The 16,961-nt window shown below is 71.3% G+C and carries 13 protein-coding genes and 1 rRNA gene; 6 read left to right on the plus strand and 8 right to left on the minus strand.

What is annotated here, in order from left to right:
• Positions 1-74: 74 nt before the first annotated feature.
• From M503_RS0109050 to glyQ, 4 genes are all read right to left on the minus strand, one after another.
• On the minus strand, positions 75-3,866 hold the full coding sequence (locus tag M503_RS0109050) for a translocation/assembly module TamB domain-containing protein (protein WP_028928197.1): 3,792 nt from the start codon (positions 3,864-3,866) through the stop codon (positions 75-77).
• Positions 3,863-5,635, minus strand: coding sequence for an autotransporter assembly complex protein TamA (locus M503_RS0109055; protein ID WP_028920160.1), 1,773 nt, complete (start codon positions 5,633-5,635; stop codon positions 3,863-3,865). Before M503_RS0109055 ends, M503_RS0109050 begins: the two co-directional genes overlap by 4 nt.
• Before the next feature lie 54 nt (positions 5,636-5,689).
• Positions 5,690-7,786, minus strand: a complete 2,097-nt coding sequence (gene glyS, locus M503_RS0109060) for a glycine--tRNA ligase subunit beta (protein WP_028920159.1) — start codon at positions 7,784-7,786, stop codon at positions 5,690-5,692.
• A gap of 113 nt (positions 7,787-7,899) precedes the next feature.
• Positions 7,900-8,799: a glycine--tRNA ligase subunit alpha gene (glyQ, locus tag M503_RS0109065; protein WP_024869662.1), complete on the minus strand. Its 900-nt coding sequence runs from the start codon at positions 8,797-8,799 to the stop codon at positions 7,900-7,902.
• 105 nt (positions 8,800-8,904) lie between these two features.
• On the opposite strand from glyQ, the gene M503_RS0109070 reads away from it, so the two are divergent.
• Both M503_RS0109070 and M503_RS0109075 read left to right on the plus strand, forming a co-directional pair.
• Positions 8,905-9,657, plus strand: coding sequence for a glutamine amidotransferase (locus tag M503_RS0109070; RefSeq protein WP_028920158.1), 753 nt, complete (start codon positions 8,905-8,907; stop codon positions 9,655-9,657).
• A gap of 93 nt (positions 9,658-9,750) precedes the next feature.
• Positions 9,751-10,638, plus strand: coding sequence for a BPSS1780 family membrane protein (locus M503_RS0109075; RefSeq protein WP_028920157.1), 888 nt, complete (start codon positions 9,751-9,753; stop codon positions 10,636-10,638).
• Between the two features lie 9 nt (positions 10,639-10,647).
• Here M503_RS0109075 and tatC read toward each other — a convergent pair whose 3' ends face one another.
• Genes tatC through M503_RS0109095 form a run of 4 tightly spaced genes read right to left on the minus strand, consistent with a single transcriptional unit; the run spans position 10,648 to position 12,984 of the window.
• Positions 10,648-11,403: a twin-arginine translocase subunit TatC gene (tatC, locus tag M503_RS0109080; RefSeq protein WP_028920156.1), complete on the minus strand. Its 756-nt coding sequence runs from the start codon at positions 11,401-11,403 to the stop codon at positions 10,648-10,650.
• Positions 11,384-11,830 (minus strand): Sec-independent protein translocase protein TatB, encoded by a 447-nt coding sequence (gene tatB / locus M503_RS0109085; RefSeq protein WP_028928198.1) that lies wholly within the window; start codon positions 11,828-11,830, stop codon positions 11,384-11,386. The genes tatC and tatB overlap by 20 nt, the downstream gene beginning before the upstream one ends.
• A gap of 21 nt (positions 11,831-11,851) precedes the next feature.
• Positions 11,852-12,070, minus strand: a complete 219-nt coding sequence (gene tatA, locus M503_RS0109090) for a Sec-independent protein translocase subunit TatA (protein ID WP_028920154.1) — start codon at positions 12,068-12,070, stop codon at positions 11,852-11,854.
• A gap of 44 nt (positions 12,071-12,114) precedes the next feature.
• Positions 12,115-12,984: a lipid-binding SYLF domain-containing protein gene (locus M503_RS0109095; protein WP_028928199.1), complete on the minus strand. Its 870-nt coding sequence runs from the start codon at positions 12,982-12,984 to the stop codon at positions 12,115-12,117.
• A gap of 145 nt (positions 12,985-13,129) precedes the next feature.
• Between M503_RS0109095 and hemH the strand changes: the two genes are divergently transcribed.
• From hemH to M503_RS0109115, 4 genes are all read left to right on the plus strand, one after another.
• Positions 13,130-14,089 carry a ferrochelatase gene (gene hemH, locus M503_RS0109100; RefSeq protein ID WP_028920152.1) on the plus strand — a complete coding sequence of 320 codons (960 nt, stop codon included), beginning with the start codon at positions 13,130-13,132 and terminating at the stop codon, positions 14,087-14,089.
• A 4-nt stretch (positions 14,090-14,093) separates the two neighbouring features.
• The gene (locus M503_RS0109105; protein ID WP_051414462.1) at positions 14,094-14,942 is read left to right on the plus strand and encodes an alpha/beta fold hydrolase; all 849 of its coding nucleotides are present in this window, start codon (positions 14,094-14,096) and stop codon (positions 14,940-14,942) included.
• A gap of 79 nt (positions 14,943-15,021) precedes the next feature.
• Complete coding sequence (locus M503_RS0109110; RefSeq protein WP_028920150.1) at positions 15,022-16,005, plus strand: siroheme synthase; 984 nt, start codon at positions 15,022-15,024, stop codon at positions 16,003-16,005.
• Between the two features lie 865 nt (positions 16,006-16,870).
• Positions 16,871-16,961 (plus strand): 16S ribosomal RNA (locus M503_RS0109115); the annotation flags it as partial.

The raw sequence follows: 16,961 nt of genomic DNA on the forward strand, positions 1-16,961 counted from the left end.
TTCCATGGAACGGGTCAGCCGGCGAAGTTAGCCCGCCCGCGGCGCCGGCGACAACCGCCGCAGGTCACGCGCGCTCAGCGCTCGGTGCGCCAGTTGACCGAACCGCGGGTCTCCACCGTGCTCGATTCCAGCTCCACGTCGAAGCCGCGGTTGAGCAGGAACTTCAGCACCACGACCTGGCCGGCGCCGACCATCGACACGCCGTAGCCGACGTAGATGCGCGGCGACAGGTACTTGCCGATGCCCACCACCGAGCCGCCGAGCGCGCGCGAATGCATCACCCCGGCGTCGTCGAAGCCCAGCCGCGTGCCCAGCTGCGCGGCGAGCAGGCCGGTGCCGGCCGACAGCGCGGCCGAGGTCGCGGTGACCTGCTGCGCCTGGCTGCGGGTGGCGCCTTCCAGGCTGCGGCCGAGCATCAGGTAGGCCAGCGCCTCGGATTGCGGCATCGCCGGGTTGGACCAGACGTTGAGCTGCGGCGCGGTGGCGCTGCCGGACACGTCGATGCCGGCGAGCACGTCGCCGATGCGGCGCTCGGCGCGCAGGTTGATGCGCGGGTCGGCGATCTGGTCGTTGCTCCAGGTCAGCTGGCCGTTGGTGATGGTCAGGTCCTGGCCGTAGGCGCGGTAGCGCCCGCCGACCGACAGCGCGCCGGTGGCGAACATCTCGTGGCCCGGTCGCGAACGCACGTCCAGGCGGCCGCTCATGGTGCCGTTGAGGCCGTAGCCGCTGATCGTCACGTTGTCGGCGATGGCCAGGGTCAGCTCCATGTCCAGCGGCGCGCTGCGCTGTTCCTCCGGATCCACCGGATCGACCACGACCACGTCCTCGGAAGCCGACACGCCCTGCTCGAAGCGCTCGAGGTTGACCTTCGCCCGGGTCACTTCCACCTCGCCGCGCAGCACCATGGTCGGCCCGTCCATGCTGAACTGCAGGTCCGGGTTGGCGGTGGCGTTGAGCATCTCGGTGTCGGCGATCAGCACGTCCTGGCCGTGGATGCGCAGTTCCAGCGGCGTGGCCTGGCCGAACCAGGACAGGCGGCCGTCCAGCATCAGCGGCTGCTCGCCGGTGTTGACCGATGCCGACACCGTCGCCGAACCGTCCGGCTGCGCATCGAGGCTGCCCTTGCCCTCGCTGAGGCTCAGCCCCAGCGCCGGCAGTTCGCCCTGGAAATCCTCCAGCAGCAGCTGCCCGCCCATCAGCGGCTGGCTGCGCGTGCCGCGGATGCTCATGTGCCCGCGCAGCACGCCGCGCGGGCGCACCAGGTCCGGCGAGAACAGCTCCAGCCAGAACAGCTGCGAGATGTAGGTGTACAGCTCGCCGGTCAGCGGCGAATGCGGCTCCCAGCCGGTGTCGAAGGTCGCGTCGATGTAGCCGTTGCCCTTGAAGCCGGTGCCGAGCCGGCCGTGGATCTTCTGCGGGTCGAAGTCCAGGTCGAGGCTGAAGTTGTCGTAGCGGAACATCTCGCGGCGCGCGTTGTTGCCCAGGCGCAGGCCGCCGTCGGGCGAGGCCAGGTGCACGCCGCCAGCCCAGCGGTTGCCCAGCGGGCGGATGCTGGCGTCCAGGCTCAGCTCGCCGCGCAGGATCAGGGCGCGGCCGCCCTGGTCGGGCAGCCACGGCTGCAACAGGGTCAGCGGCAGGCGGTCGCTGTGCACGACCAGGCCCTCGCGTGGCCAGTCGGCGTGCGCGCACAGCTGCCCGTCGCCGAAGCCGCGGGTGGACAGGCAGGCCGGTTGCAGCTGCCAGCGCTGGCCCTGCACGCTGAAGGCCGCCGGCGCATCCAGCGCCCAGGCATTGCCGCGCGCCGGCTCGATCCGCAAGCGGTCCAGCGAGCCCTGCCAGGCGGTGCCGCGCCGGTGCACCTGGCCGGCCAGCTGCAGGCCAGCCATGTCGGGACTGTCGGCGGACACCTGCAACTCGAGGTCCTCGACCGCGCCGCGCGCATGCACGTCGAGCTGGCGCAGCGCGATGCCGACGTCCAGCTCGCGGCCCTGCAGGACCAGGTCGCCCCGCGCCCCGCGCCACGGCAGCCGGCCGCGCAGGTCCACCGCGCCGGCGCTCCATTCGTCCCAGCGCACGCCGCGCGCCTGCACGTCCGCCTCCAGGTCCGGCGCCTGGCGGGTGCCGGTCAGCTGCAGCGACCCCTGCACCTCGCCGGCGCCATCGGGCAGCACGTCGTCGATGCGCAGCGGCGCCAGCTGCGCGGTCACGTCGATGCGGTTGCCGACGCGACCGCTGGCGCGCACGCGGCTCTGGCCCAGTGCCAGCGCCAGCTCGCCCTCGCCTTCCTCGCCGCGCAGGCTGAAGCGACCGTTGCCGGACAGCGCGCGCCCGCGCAGGCGGCCGCCGAGCGACTGCACCTGCGCGTCCGCATCGAAGCCGCCGCCGTCGCGCGCGCGGCCGGTGGTGGCGATGCGGCCGTTGACGTTGCCGTCCCAGCCCGGCGCGAAATAGCCCGGGTCGAAGCCGTCCAGCGCCAGCGCCAGCTCCCAGTCCAGCCGCGGGTCCCAGCCGGCCTCGCCGGTGGCGCGCAGGGTGCCGGTGGGCATGCTCGCCTGCAGCGAATGGATGCGCGCGCGGCGGTCGTCGCCGCGCACGTCCAGCACCAGCTCGGCCTGCTGGCTGTCGCGGCGCAGGCTGGCGTCGCCGTAGGCAGCCCAGTTCTTCATCGAACCGGCCAGGCCCAGCGCCGCATCCACGCCGATCGCCGGCGTCGCCGGATCCGTCGCCTCGAACACCAGCCCGCGCGCGTCGAGGGCGAAGCGGAAGCGGCCGCCTTCCGGATCGGTGAAGTCGGCGCGGCCACGCAGGCGGGCGGTGCCGCCGTACAGCTCCAGCGCCAGCGGCGCCACTTCCAGCACCTGCTCGTGCAGCTTCACGTGCGAAGGCGCGATGGTGACCTGCTGGCCGGCGAAGGCGACCCGGCCGGAAATGTCGGCCGCGCCGCCGGTGCCGCTGGCCTGCACGTCGAATTCCACCGGGCTCGAGGACGGTTCGCCGGTGGTGAGCAGCGCCGGATCCAGGCCCTCGCTGCGCGCGAGCAGGTGCCAGGTGGGTGCTTCCTCGTTGCCGCCGAGCGTCAGCGTGGCGCGCAGCGGCTGCGGCGCGCGTCCGCCGATGCCGACCTTCATCCCCGACAGGTCGCCCTGCGCCAGCAGGCCGACGCGCGGCGAGCTGTGGCCGTGCGCCACCGGCAGCACCGCGGTGACCAGCAGGTTGCTGCGGTAGTCGTTCACCGGCTCGTAGTTGCCGTGCACGCAGAACAGGCCGCGGTCGCTGTCGATCTTCAGCTGTTCGGCGTGCAGGAAGCCGTTGGCGATGTCGATGCCGCCGCGCAGGTGGCGGATGTCGATCACGTGCTCGCCGCCGGAGGTGACGGTGAGGCCGTCGATGACGATGCGGTCGGCCTGGATCGCCAGCGGCATCTCGATCGCCGGCAGCGACTCCGGCCAGCGCGGCAGCTCGAACGGCTCGTCGCTGCGCATCAGGTTGAGGGTGGCGCCCTCGATCTCGAAGGCGTCCAGGCGCAGCCGGCGGCCGAGCAGCGGGCGGATGTCCGGATCCAGGTGCGCGCGCCGCGCGGTGAAGCGGTAGTCCTGGTAGCGGAAGTCCAGGTTGTGCAGGGTCAGCGGCCCGGCCAGCGGGCCCTCGGCCTTCTCCCAGGTGAGGGTGGCGCCGACCGGCAGGCGCGAGATCACCTGCGCCAGCAGCACGTCGCGCCCGGCCACGGTCTGCAGCAGCCAGTACAGCAGCACCACGGCGCCGACCACCATCGCCAGCACGCCCAGGCCGGACCAGGCCCAGAAACGGCGGCGCCGGTAGAAGCGCGGCCGCGGCGCAGGCGGCGGAGGCGTGGCCGGCGCGCTCACAGGTTGGCCCCGAGGCTCAGGTACAGCTGGAAGCCGGAGTCCGGGTCATCCAGGCCGTGGGCGATGTCGATGCGCACCGCACCGACCGGCGAACGCCAGCGCGCGCCCACGCCCACGCCCAGGTGCAGGTCGAACTTGTCGTCGAAGGCGTCGCCGCCATCGATGAAGGCGGCCATGCCCCATGGCCCGGCATTGAAGTAGTGCTCGTACTCGACCGAACCGGTGAGCACGTAGCGCGCGCCGGTGGCGAAGTTGTCCGGCGGCGGCGTGCGCGGGCCGACCTCGCGCCAGGCGTAGCCGCGGATGCTGCGGTCGCCGCCGGCGAAGAAGCGCAGGCTTGGCGGCATCGCGATCAGGTCGTCGGTCCAGGTCGCGCCGGCTTCGCCGCGCACGATGAAGCGGTCCGCCGCGCCCACGCCCTGGAACCAGGTCGCGCTGGCCCAGCCCTGCAGGAAGCTGGTGTCCGAGCCCGCGCCGCCGATGCCGCCGCGCAGCGACACGCTGCCGCTGATGCCCTTGCGCGGGAACAGGCGGTCGTCCACGCCGATGTAGTTGACGGTGAGCTCCGGGTACAGCAGGGTCGAGTACGTGTAAAGGCGCTGGCCGGTGGCTACGTCCATGTCGTAGCTCCAGCGCTCGCGCAGCGCGTTGAGCGAGGCCACCGCGGTCAGCCGTTCGGTGATCTCGCCGCTGCGGCTGGCGATCAGCTTGATGTTGCGCAGGTCGATGTAGTCGGTCTGTTCGTCGTACGCGCTCAGCGCTCCGGTGTACCAGCCGTCCAGCCAGGCGAAGGCGGGGATGCGGTACTGCAGCAGCAGGTTCTTGCGGTTCTGCGCCCAGTCCAGGTCCCACAGCAGCTTGTGGCCGCGGTCGTTGACGTAGCGCCGCTCCACGCCGAAGCGCACGCCCATGCCGCTCTCGGTGCCATAGCTGAGGCCGGCGGTGTAGACGTTGCGCTTGGCCCGCACCAGGGTGACGTCGATCGGCACGCGCAGGTCGTCGGTGGCGTCCTCCGGGCGCGGCTGGATGTCGATCGCGCTGAAGTAGTCGAGCTTGACCAGCGAGGTGCGCAGCCGGTCCAGCTTGCCCTGGTGGAAGTAGCTGCCTTCCTCCCAGGTCACCAGCTTCTCCAGCAGGCCGGGGCGGAAGTAGTCCTGGTCGAAGGTGGTTGGGCCCATGTCGTAGCGGAAGCCGCTGTCCCAGACCAGGTCGATGTCGGCGGCGTAGTCGGCGCGGGTGACCCGCACCTCGCGCTCGAGGAAGTCGGCGTCGAAATAGCCGCGTTCGGCCAGGCGCCGGGTGATGGCGTCGCGGCTGGCCTCGTAGGTGGTGTGGTCGAAGGCCTCGCCCACGGCGGGGCGGAACTTCGCCAGGTCCTCGCCCAGGTACGGATCCTCGCCGCCGGGGCCGGCGATGGCGACGTTGGCGTCGCGCACGCGCACCGGTTCGCCGAGGCCGACGTTCACCGTCACCACGATGCGGTTGTCGTCGTCGCGCGTGGAATCGATGGCGATGTCCGGCGAGTAGTAGCCGAACGGTTCCAGCGCCTGGCGCGCCTCGCGCTCGGCGCTCAGCAGCAGGAACTCCAGCCGCGATTCGCCCTGCACCTGGCCGATCGCGGCGGTCACGCCCAGCGCCAGGCGCACGTTGTGCTCCATCGCCTCGTGGTCCTCGAGGCCGCGGATCTCGACGCGGTCGATGGTGCCCCGCGCCCAGGCGGGGCAGGCCGCCAGGAACAGGAGCAGGGCGAGGAGCAGGCGAGGGCGCATGCGCTCAGGATAACGGGGCCGATCGCGGCCCCGTTAACCTTCCATCACCTGCGTTCAGTTGGACAGGTGGCCGATCGCGGCGACTGCGCCGAAGCGGTCGGCCAGGCGCTTGAGCAGGGCCAGTCGGTTCGCACGGATCTGGGCGTCTTCGGCGTTGACCATGACCTGGTCGAAGAATGCGTCGACCTGCGGGCGCACCCGCGCCAGGCGTTCGAGCACGCGCACGTAGTCGCGCTGGTGCAGGGCCGCGTCGGTTTCGCCCAGCGCCGCTTCCACCGCCTCGCCGAGGGCGCGCTCGGCCGGTTCCGTGAACAGCGTCGGGTTTTCCATCGCCGGGATGGCGACGTCGGCCTTCTTCAGGATGTTGCCGATGCGCTTGTTTGCCGCGGCCAGGGCCTCGGCTTCCGGCAGCGCGGCGAAGGTGCCGATCGCATCGATGCGGGTGTCGAAGTCGGCCAGCGAGGCCGGCTTCAGTTCGGCCACCGCGTTGAAATGCGCCGCTGGCACGCCCTTGTCGGCGTAGTAGCCGCGCAGGCGGTCGAGGATGAAGTCGTACAGTTCGCCGGCATCGGCGGACGCGGTCGCTCCGTCCTTGCCGGTGGGCAGCGGGCCGATGGCTTCCACCGCCCTGGACAGCAGGTCCTTGAGTGACAGGTCGAAGCCGCTCTCGATCAGCGTGCGCGCCAGGCCCAGCCCGTTGCGGCGCAGGGCGAACGGGTCCTTGTTGCCGGTCGGCTTCAGGCCCGCGGCGAAACCGCCGGCCAGGGTATCCAGGCGCTCGGCGATGGCCAGCACCTTGCCCAGCGGCGACAGCGCGATGTCGTCGCCGGCGAAGCGCGGCTGGTAGGCCTCGTCGATCGCCACGGCAATTTCCTTCGGCTCACCGGCGGCCAGCGCGTAGTGGCGGCCGGCGATGCCCTGCAGTTCCGGGAACTCGTTGACCATGCGCGACTGCAGGTCGTTCTTGCCCAGCTGCGCGGCGCGGCGCGCCTGCTGCGGATCGGCCCCGACCTGGGCGGCGATCGCCTCGGCCAGCGCGGCCACGCGCGCGACCTTGTCGGCCACCGAGCCCAGCTTCGCCTGGTAGGTGACGGTCTTCAGGCCGTCGCCCATCGACTGCAGGCCCTGCTTGAGGTCCTCGTCGAAGAAGAACCTGGCGTCGGCGAAGCGCGGGCGGATCACGCGCTCGTAGCCCTTGCGCACCTCGGCCACGTCCTTCGACTCGATGTTGGCGATGCCGATGAAGTGCTCGGTCAGCCTGCCGCCGGCGTCCAGCACCGGGAAGAACTTCTGGTTGATCTCCATCGTCTCGATCAGCGCTTCCTGCGGCACGGCGAGGAAGTCGCGCTCGAAGCTGCACAGCACGGCCGACGGCCATTCGGTCAGGCACACCACCTGCTCGAGGTTGTCCTCGGTGATGCGGGCGGTGCCGCCGGCCTGTCCGGCCGCCTTCTGCGCCTCGGCGACGATGCGTGCGCGGCGTTCCTGCGGATCGACCAGCACGCGCGCGCCCTGCAGCGCGTCCATGTAGTCGCCCGGCTGGCCGATCCACACCGGCTTGTCGTGCTCGAAGCGGTGGCCGCGGCTCATGCGGTCGGACTTCACGCCCAGCACTTCCACGTCGACCACGTCGCCCCCCAGCAGCACCACCAGCCAGTGCACCGGGCGGGCGAAGGCGTAGTCGTGGCCGCCCCAGCGCATCGGCTTGGGGATCGGCATGCCGGCGATGGCCTCGGCGATGATCTCCGGCAGCAGCTCGACGGTGCGCGCGCCCGGCTTCACCGAGCGGTGCACGAAACGCTCGCCCTTGGCGTCGGTGGTGCGCTCCAGCGCGGTCCACTCCAGCCCGGCCTTGGCGGCGAAGCCTTCCAGCGCCTTCGTCGGGCGGCCTTCGCCGTCCAGCGCGATGTTCACGTAGGGGCCGAGCACCTCGGAGCGCTGCTCCGGCTGTTCGGTGGCCACGCCCGGCAGCAGCACCGCCAGGCGCCGCGGGGTGTACAGCGGGCGCGCGTCGCCCACTTCCACGCTTACGCCGCGCTTGCCCAGCGCCGCGACCACACCGTCGAAGAAGGCCTGGGCCAGGCCCGGCAGCGCCTTGACCGGCAGCTCCTCGGTGCCCAGTTCGATCAGCAGGGGTTTCTGTTCGCTCATGTCGTGACCTTAGGCTTGCCCTTCTCCCGGGAGAAGGTGGCGCATCGCGCCGGATGACGTTTCGGCCCTGGGCCGGCGGGCTTCGCGGCCCGCCCGGCCGGGCGGAGTGGGGCTCAGCTGCCCTGGCCCTTCAGCCCGGGGAAACCGAGCTTCTCGCGCTGGGCGTAATAGGCCTCGGCCACGGCCTGGGCCAGGCGGCGCACGCGCAGGATGTAGCGCTGGCGCTCGGTCACCGAGATCGCGCGGCGCGCATCGAGCAGGTTGAACGAGTGCGAGGCCTTGCACACCTGCTCGTAGGCCGGCAGCGGCAGGCCGGCCTCGACCAGCTTCAGCGCCTCGGCCTCGCAGGCGTCGAAGCGGTGGAACAGCTCGGCGACGTCGGCGTATTCGAAGTTGTAGGTGCTCTGCTCGACCTCGTTCTGGTGGTACACGTCGCCGTAGGTCACCGGACCCTGGGGACCGATGGTCCAGATGAGGTCGTAGACGTTGTCCACGTTCTGCAGGTACATGCACAGGCGCTCGAGGCCGTAGGTGATCTCGCCGAGCACCGGCTTGCACTCCAGGCCGCCGGCCTGCTGGAAGTAGGTGAACTGGGTCACTTCCATGCCGTTGAGCCAGACCTCCCAGCCCAGGCCCCAGGCGCCGAGGGTCGGCGATTCCCAGTTGTCCTCGACGAAGCGCAGGTCGTGCACGCGCGGATCGATGCCCAGCGCCTTCAGCGAACCCAGGTACAGCTCCTGGATGTTGTCCGGGTTGGGCTTCATCACCACTTGGTACTGGTAGTAGCGCTGCAGGCGGTTGGGGTTCTCGCCGTAGCGGCCATCGGTGGGGCGGCGGGACGGCTGCACGTAGGCGGCGTTCCACGGCTCCGGACCGAGCGCGCGCAGGAAGGTGGCCGGGTGGAAGGTGCCGGCGCCGACTTCGAGGTCGAGCGGCTGGATGAGCACGCAGCCCTGTTCTGCCCAGTAGGCGTTCAGCGCCTGGATCAGTCCCTGGAAGGTCGGTCCGGTCATCGGCTTTTATTGCGGTGCGGAAAAGCGGGCTAGTATAGGGCCGGCCCCGCGCCATGCGGGTTTCCACGGTTTCAGAAGCTACTTTTTCCCTGGTCCCCCGCCCCCGTGAACGCCGCCCGCCGCGCGCCCTTCCTCATCGTCGAAACCGGCCAGCCGGTGGGCAGCCTCAAGCGCTACGGGCGCTTCCCGCACTGGATCCGGGTCGCCGCCGGGCTGCGGGCCGGCGAGGTGGTCGAGGTCAACGCCGAACGGGGCGACCCGCTGCCGGAGGCGTCCAGCGTGGCCGGGGTGATCGTCAGCGGCTCGGCCGCCTTCGTCACCGACCGCGCCGAGTGGAGCGAGCGCACCGCCGGCTGGATCCGCGAGGCGGTCCAGGACGGCACCCCGCTGCTGGGCATCTGCTACGGCCACCAGCTGCTGGCCCACGCCCTGGGCGGGGAGGTCGACTACAACCCGGCCGGGCGCGAGTCCGGCACGGTGTTCATCGACCTGCATCCGCCGGCGTTCGAGGACCCGCTGTTCGCCGGGATGCCGGCCCGCTTCGCCGCCCATGCCACCCACCTGCAGACCGTTCTGCGGCCGCCGGAAGGGGCGACGGTGCTGGCCCGGTCCGAGCAGGACGGCTGCCACGCCTTCCGCTGGGGCGGTCAGGCCTGGGGCGTGCAGTTCCACCCGGAGTTCGCCACCCACCACATGCGTGGCTACGTGCAGGCCCGCGCCGAATGCCTGCGCAACCATGGCCGCTGCCCGCGCACCGTGGCCCGCGAGGTCAGCGCGGCGCCGCAGGCCCGGCGCCTGCTGCGGCGCTTCGTCCAGCACGCGCGCGGCAGCGCCGCGCGGCCGGCGCCGCAGGCCTGAGGAAAACGCCGCACGGCCACGGCATTCCGGTGGCCGATCACCGATAATCCACGGCGCGCGTCCGGTTCGCGGCCGCGCCTCAACGGGAACAGGATGGACACGATACGCAAGCTGCCGGCTTCGGCCGGCGCCGAATGGGTGCTGGGTGGATTCACCCTGCTGCGCCGCGCGCCGGTCGCGCTGGGCACGCTGGGTGCGCTGTGGGGCCTGCTGGCCTCGCTGGTGGTGACCCTGGGCCTGGCGGTACCGGCGCTGGGCACGATCCTGCAGCTGCTGGTGGCGCTGGCCGGCCCGGTGCTGTTCGCCGGCCTGGTCTGGGCGGTGCGCGAGGTCGCGCACGGCCGTCCGGCCCTGCCGGCGCACCTGCTGCAGGGCTGGAACGAGGGCCGCTGGCCGCAGCTGCTGGCGACCCTGCTGCCGCAGGTCGCCGCCGGCCTGCTGCTGGGCGTGATGCTGCTGGTCCTGGTCGGGCCGCAGCAGTTGCAGCACCTGGCCCAGGCCAGCGAGGAACTCAATGCGATGGCCCAGGCCGGGCAGCAGCCGACGCCCGAGGAAGTCGAGGCGCTGGTCGCCGGGCTGCCCTCCGGCCGCATCCTGCTGTGGCTGCTGCTGGGCCTGGCCGCGGCGGTGGCGGTGGCGATGACCGTGTTCGTGTCGGTGCCGCGGATCCTGTTCGACCGCCGCGACGGCCTGCCGGCGATGGGCGACAGCCTGCGCGCCTGCCTGCGCAACCTGCCGGCACTGGTGGTGTTCCTGCTGCTGGTGATGGTCGCGATCTTCGCGATTTATTTCGGCGTGCTGATGCTGACCCTGGTGGTGCAGCTGCTGGCCGGGCCGGTGGTGGCGATGTGGATCGCGCAGATGCTGATGATGGCGGTGCTGATGCCACTGCTGGCCGGCGCGGTCTATACCGCCTGGACCCAGCTGTTCGGGCAGGCGGCCCCGGTCGCGGCGGTGGCCACCGGCCGGTTCGAAGCCTGAGGCCCGGCCTCAGTCGGTGGCGTCGGCGGCGTGGCGCCGCGCCACCATCCGCGAGGCGATGATGCCGGCCTCGTACAGCAGGCACATCGGCACGGCCAGCAGCAGCTGCGAGACCACGTCCGGTGGGGTGATGATCGCCGCCAGGATGAAGATGCCGACGATCGCGTAGCCGCGCCCGGAGCGCAGCTGGTCGGGCGTGACCCAGCCCAGCGCCACCAGGATCACCAGCGCCACCGGCAGCTGGAAGCTGGCGCCGAAGGCCAGGAAGATCACCAGCACGAAGTCCAGGTAGGCGTTGATGTCGGTCATCATCGCCACGCCTTCGGGCTTGATCGCGGCGAGGAAGCCGAACACCGCCGGCAGCACCACGAAGTAGGCGAAGGCGCAGCCGGCGTAGAACAGGGTCACCGCCGACACCAGCAGCGGCATCGCCAGGCGTTTCTCGCGCTGGTACAGGCCCGGCGCGACGAAGGCCCAGGCCTGGTACAGCAGCCACGGCGCCGAGAACAGCAGGGCGACGAAGAACGCCAGCTTGATCGGGGTGAAGAACGGCGACGCCACCTGCACCGCGATCAGCTGGCCGCCGGCCGGCAGCTTGTCCAGCAGCGGCGCCGCCAGCCAGGCGTAGAGCCGGTTGGCGAACGGCAGCAACAGCAGCAGTACCAGCACCAGCCCGGCCAGGCCGCGCAGCAGGCGCGTGCGCAGCTCGAGCAGGTGCTCCATCAGGCTGCTTTCGGTATCGGACTCAGGACCGGCGTGGTTCATCGCCATGCTCCGTATCCGATGGGGTGGGGGTGCCCGCATCCGGCAGTGCCGGGAGAACGGGATCGCCGGCCGGCGCGCTGCCGGCATCGGCCGGCGGGGCCGCGTCCTCTACCTGGCGGCGGACTTCGTCGAGCTGCCGGCCGGCGCTGTCCAGGCCTTCCTGCACCCGGGTCTGCACCTGGCCCAGCTCGTCCTGCAAGCGCGACTGCGCCTGCTTCAGTGCGGCCTGGGTCTCCTGCACGCTGCGCTTGAGTTCCTCGGCCTCCAGCTCGCGCTCCAGTTCGGCCTTCACCGAATACCACTGCGCGCGGGCGCGGCGCACCCACAGCCCGGCGAAGCGGGCCGCCTTGGGCAGCCGCTCCGGGCCAAGCACCACCAGCGCGACCACTGCGATCAGCAGCAGTTCGCCGAAGCCGATATCGAACATCCGCGTGCGACCGACGCGGGATCAGTGCTGGGCGCGGTCGCGCTCGGACTCGGCCTTTTCCTCGGACCGGCGCTCGTCGCCGATCTGGCCGGCCGGCTTCTCCGGTTCGCGCATGCCGTCCTTGAAGCCCTTGACCGCTTCGCCCAGGTCGCGGCCGGCATTGCGCAGGCGCTTGGTGCCGAACACCAGCAGCACCACCACCAGCACAATGATCCAATGCCAGATGCTCAGACCGCCCATGGCAAGCTCGCAGAATTAGAGAGGGCGGACAGGATAGCGCAGCCTTACGGCAGCGGTTCGGTCCGGGTGCCGCTGTCTTCCACCGGCTCGAAGCCCTGGCTCGGCGCCGGGCCGCTGGTCGCGGGCTGCGCCGGCACCGCCGGCAGGGTCTGCGCGGTGTCCACCGGCTGTGCGGCCTGGGCCGTCGGCGCGGCTGCCGGGGCGGCGCTGCCGCCGGAACGGGCAACCCGCGCGTTGTGGGTCGCTTCCTCCAGCTGGTCGCGGAACGAGACCACCGCGTCGGACGGCGCGCCCTGGGCGCGGCCCTCGAAGACCATGCGCGGAGTGGTGTTCGGGCCGTAGATGCGGGCCTGGGCGTCGCGGTCGATCTGCAGCACGGCGCCGTCGAGCGACACGCCGGCGAACAGGCCGCGGGCGCGCGACCACGACCAGATCTCGGCCTTCAGCTGGCCGTCGGTGGCCGCGGCGGCGTTGCGCCCGACCGGGCCGGCCGCCACGCCGGCGTCGGCGCCGAGGGTGAACTTGCCGTTGACCACGTTGTCGAGGCTGCGGTCGTTGCGGAACACCAGCACCACGTCGGCCGACTGCACGCCGGCCTGGAAGCCGATGCTGCCGCCGGTCAGCGTCACGAACACCGGGTTGGACCAGGTGCCGTCGGCGGCCTTCACCGACATCAGGCCATGGCCGCGGCGGCCGCCCAGCACCAGGCCGGCCTTGATCGTGTCCGGGATGACGACGATGGCGCGGGCCTCGTCCAGCAGCTTGTCCGGGATCGCCTGCTCGGGGATCTGCTGGATCTCGGCCAGCACCCGCACCGCGTTGCGCGCGCGTTCGTCCTCCGACGGCGCAGCGGCGGCATGGCCGGCGGCGAACAGGAGGGTGAGCGCCAGGAGGATCTTCGGAAGACGCGGCATGCGATGGCTCCGGAATGACTTGGGATGCGGCTCCCCGCCGCGGACGCGACCGAAGCTAATGAGCGCGCCATGAATCGTCCATGACGACACGCCCTGCGTACAGGGGGCCGCGCGACCGCATCCGGTCTCTCTGTCAGAATGGGGCATGGCCGACGCACCCGACACCGCGCTGATCGTGGTCAACCTGGGCACGCCCGACGCGCCCACCGCGCCGGCCGTGCGCCGGTACCTGGCCGAGTTCCTCGGCGATCCACGGGTGGTGTCGATCCCGCCGCTGCTGTGGAAGCCGCTGCTGCACGGCCTGATCCTGCCGCTGCGCGGGCCGCGCTCGGCGGCCAACTACGCCAAGGTCTGGCTGGACGAAGGTTCGCCGCTGCTGGTCTACACCCAGCGCCTGGCCTCGGCGATGGCCGAGCGCCTGCCGCAGTGGCGGGTGCTGTCGGCGATGCGTTACGGCGCCCCGGCCCTGCGCAGCGCCCTGCGCGCGCTGCGTGCCGAAGGGGTCCGTCGCCTGGTCGTGCTGCCGCTGTACCCGCAGTACTCGACCACCACCACCGCCTCGGTCGCCGACGTGGTCGCCGAGGAAACCCAGGGCATGGACGTGACCCTGGTCGAGGACTATTCGACCGATCCGGCCTGGGTCGGCGCGGTGGCCAACTCGGTCAGCCGCTACCGCCACCAGCACGGCGCCGGCCGGCACCTGCTGTTCTCCTTCCACGGCATCCCGCAGCGGCTCGCCGATGCCGGCGACCCGTATCCGCAACGCTGCACCGACAGCGCCAACGCGGTGGCGGCCAGCCTGGGCCTGGAGCCTTCGCAGTGGTCGATGTCGTTCCAGTCGCGCTTCGGCCGCGAACGCTGGCTGGAGCCGTCGACCCTTGCGGAGCTGGACCGCCTGGCCGAGGCAGGCGTGCGCGAGGTCGACGTGGTCTGCCCGGGTTTCGCCGTGGACTGCATCGAGACCCTGGAAGAGGTGGCCCTCGGCTTGGCCGAACACTTCCAGTCCAGGGGCGGGCGCCTGTCCTACATCCCCTGCCTGAACGACCACCCCTCGCACGCCGACGCGCTGGCCCAGCTGGCGCGCCGCGTCGCCTGCGAGCCGTGACCCGGTGAGTCCCACGGAACTGCACCTGCCGGTGGCGTGGGGCGAGCTGGCCGGCCTGCGCCTGGAGCGTCGCGGCAGGCCGCGGGTGATCGCCCTGCATGGCTGGCTCGACAATGCCGCCAGCTTCCTGCCGCTGCTGCCGCACCTGCCGGAACTGGACGTGCTGCTGCTCGACCTGCCCGGCCACGGCCGCAGCGCCCACCTGCCGACAGGCGCCGAATACGGCCTGACCACCCACCTGCACGCCACCCTCGACGCTGCCGACGCGCTGGGCTGGGACCGCTTCGCCCTGCTTGGTCATTCGATGGGCGCGGCGATCGCCACCCTGGTCGCCGCGGCCGCACCGGCGCGGGTGGAGCGGCTTGCGCTCATCGAGAACCTCGGCCCACTGGCCGAGACCCCGGAGAACACCGCCAGCCGCCTGCGCAACGCGGTGGCCACCGCCCGCGCGCTGCCCGGCAAGTCGCTGCGCGTCTTCCCCGACCTGGCCGTGGCGGTGCGTGCGCGCATGCAGGCCAGCCAGCTGGACGAAGCCAACGCGCGCCTGCTGGTCGAACGCGGCACCCGCGAGGCGCCCGGCGGCCACGTCTGGTCCAGCGATCCGCGCCTGACCCTGCCGGCCGCGACCCGCCTGGACGAAGCCCAGGTGCTGGACCTGCTGGCCGCGATCAGCTGTCCGCTGCGCATCCTCTACGCCGATCCGGCGCAGCCGTACTTCCCGGATCCGCTGCGGCGCGCGCGCCTGGCCGCCCTGCCGCAGGCCGAGGCGACCGTGCTGCCGGGTGGCCACCACCTGCATATGGACCAGGCCGCCGCCGTCGCCGCCTGGCTGGGCGGCTTCCTCGCCGGCTGATCCGCCGCGCGTCGCGCGCGGCATCGACATTCGTGCGCGCAGCCCACAGGATGCGCCTGTCTCCGCAAGGGCTGGCCGCATGGCGCTGTATCCCCTGTTCGCCGAACTGGAAGGACGCGAAGTACTGGTGGTGGGCGGCGGCGAAGTCGCCGCCCGCAAGGTCGCCGCGCTGCTCAAGGCCGGCGCCCTGGTCCGCCTGCATGCGCGCGAGGTGCTTCACCCCGAACTGCGCGAAGCGCTCGAGACCGGCCGCATCGAGCGCCTGGCCGGCGACTTCGACCCGGCCTGTCTCGACGCGATCTGGCTGGCGGTCGCCGCCACCGACGACGTCGCCTTCAATGCCGGCCTGGCTGCCGAGGCCGGCCGCCGCCGCCGCCTGGTGAACGTGGTCGACGACGCGGCGCTGTCCACCTTCCAGGTCCCGGCCGTCGTCGACCGCGCGCCGCTGGTGGTAGCCATTTCCTCCGCCGGCGCCGCGCCGATGCTGGCGCGACGCGTGCGCGAGCGCCTGGAAACCCTGCTCGAACCCTCGCTGGGCACGCTGGCGGCGCTGTTCGGCCGCCACCGCGAACGCATCCGCGAGCGCCTGCCGTCGACCACGACCCGGCGGCGCTGGTTCGAACGCATGCTCGACGGCCGCCTGGACCACGCATTCGAAGCCGGTGGTGCCGCCGCCGCCGAAGCGCGGTTCCTTGAAGAACTGGAGGCGGCGGGCGAGGGCATGGACGCCGGCGGCGCGCTTTCGCTGGTGGAAGCCGCCCCGGCCACCGACCTGTATACGCTGCGCGGCCTGCGTGCCCTCAACGAAGCCGACGCGATCGTGCTGGCTGCCGGCACCCCCGCCGAGGCCCTGGAGCCGGCGCGTCGCGACGCCCACCGCGTCCGCGAAGCCGACCCGGCCGCCGCCGCGGAGCGCGCGCTGCACCTGGCAGCCGACGGCGCCCGCGTGGTCCTCCTCCTGGAAGGCCCGGTCCCGGCGCAGCTGCACCAGAGGTTGCAGGAGCGCTGCAACGCGCACGGCATCGCATGGCGTGCCATTCCTGCCGTTTCCGATCCCGGCTGACCTTCTTTCCGGGAGGAGAGGGGGGAACGAAGCGGTGATCCTCGAGTCGCCGGAAGACGCGGTAGTGCGGGGGGAGGCCGCAAGCAGCACATGGATGTGCTGCGTTCGCGCGTTGGAGCAGGACGCGGAACCGCGCGATGCGGCCTACCCCCGTGCTGCCGCGGCTTCTTCCGAAGCTGGCCATGGGTCGGCAGGCAGGTTGCCGTCATCACTACAGGCTCCCGCGGGGGCGAAAGGCCCTGAAATCGCCGCACGATGAGCCACCTGCTGAAATTTTTCACGCAGGGGGTTCACAAACCTGTCTTGGGCGAGCACAATGCGCGCCCCTCGCAGCTGCAGGCTCTTTCGGGAACGCAGAAGCAGGGCCGGCAACGGCAACACCGGCGTCACAAAGGTGTTGCAGTTATCGCGAAGCCTCCTATAATGGGCGGCTCCCTCGGCGGAAACGGACTTCACAGTCCGGTGCCACCAGGGGAAACGGAATCGAAACAATCTCTTCACGAGGTGTTGACGAATCCGGAAAGAGTCGCCAAAATGTGCGGCTCACCTCGACGGAAGCGGTTCGCTGCTGAAGTCGACGGAAGCTGAAGATACCGCTGACGCGGTGTTGACACTTCCGAAACGAGCTGCCAGAATGTGCGGCTCACCTCGACGGAAACGTCGGGGCACGGAGGAAGGCGCTGAGGCCGACTCCGGGGCTCTTTGAGAATGTGCGCAGGTAACTTGTGCGGACGCCTGCAGGAAGGATGACTGTCCATCTTGCAGACGTTTGAAACAGCAACAAGTCAATTGCTTTAAGCAAGCGATTCGTNGCTGGGTAGAACTTCTGCAGCTAAAAGCTTTAGGCCTTCGGGCTTTGCAGTTTTAAGTGAAGAGTTTGATCCTGGCTCAGAGTGAACGCTGGCGGTAGGCCTAACACATGCAAGTCGAACGGCAGCACAGGAGAGCTTGCTCTC

The organism is Pseudoxanthomonas suwonensis J47, from assembly GCF_000513955.1.
In the GTDB taxonomy this organism is placed as follows: Bacteria; Pseudomonadota; Gammaproteobacteria; order Xanthomonadales; family Xanthomonadaceae; genus Pseudoxanthomonas; species Pseudoxanthomonas suwonensis_C.

Coding starts and splice junctions, on each gene's coding strand:
- M503_RS0109055 (WP_028920160.1), bottom strand. CDS start 5,635: ATGCGCCCTCGCCTGCTCCTCGCCCTGCTCCTGTTCCTGGCGGCCTGC.
- glyS (WP_028920159.1), bottom strand. CDS start 7,786: ATGAGCGAACAGAAACCCCTGCTGATCGAACTGGGCACCGAGGAGCTG.
- glyQ (WP_024869662.1), bottom strand. CDS start 8,799: ATGACCGGACCGACCTTCCAGGGACTGATCCAGGCGCTGAACGCCTAC.
- M503_RS0109075 (WP_028920157.1), top strand. CDS start 9,751: ATGGACACGATACGCAAGCTGCCGGCTTCGGCCGGCGCCGAATGGGTG.
- tatC (WP_028920156.1), bottom strand. CDS start 11,403: ATGAACCACGCCGGTCCTGAGTCCGATACCGAAAGCAGCCTGATGGAG.
- tatB (WP_028928198.1), bottom strand. CDS start 11,830: ATGTTCGATATCGGCTTCGGCGAACTGCTGCTGATCGCAGTGGTCGCG.
- tatA (WP_028920154.1), bottom strand. CDS start 12,070: ATGGGCGGTCTGAGCATCTGGCATTGGATCATTGTGCTGGTGGTGGTG.
- M503_RS0109095 (WP_028928199.1), bottom strand. CDS start 12,984: ATGCCGCGTCTTCCGAAGATCCTCCTGGCGCTCACCCTCCTGTTCGCC.
- hemH (WP_028920152.1), top strand. CDS start 13,130: ATGGCCGACGCACCCGACACCGCGCTGATCGTGGTCAACCTGGGCACG.
- M503_RS0109110 (WP_028920150.1), top strand. CDS start 15,022: ATGGCGCTGTATCCCCTGTTCGCCGAACTGGAAGGACGCGAAGTACTG.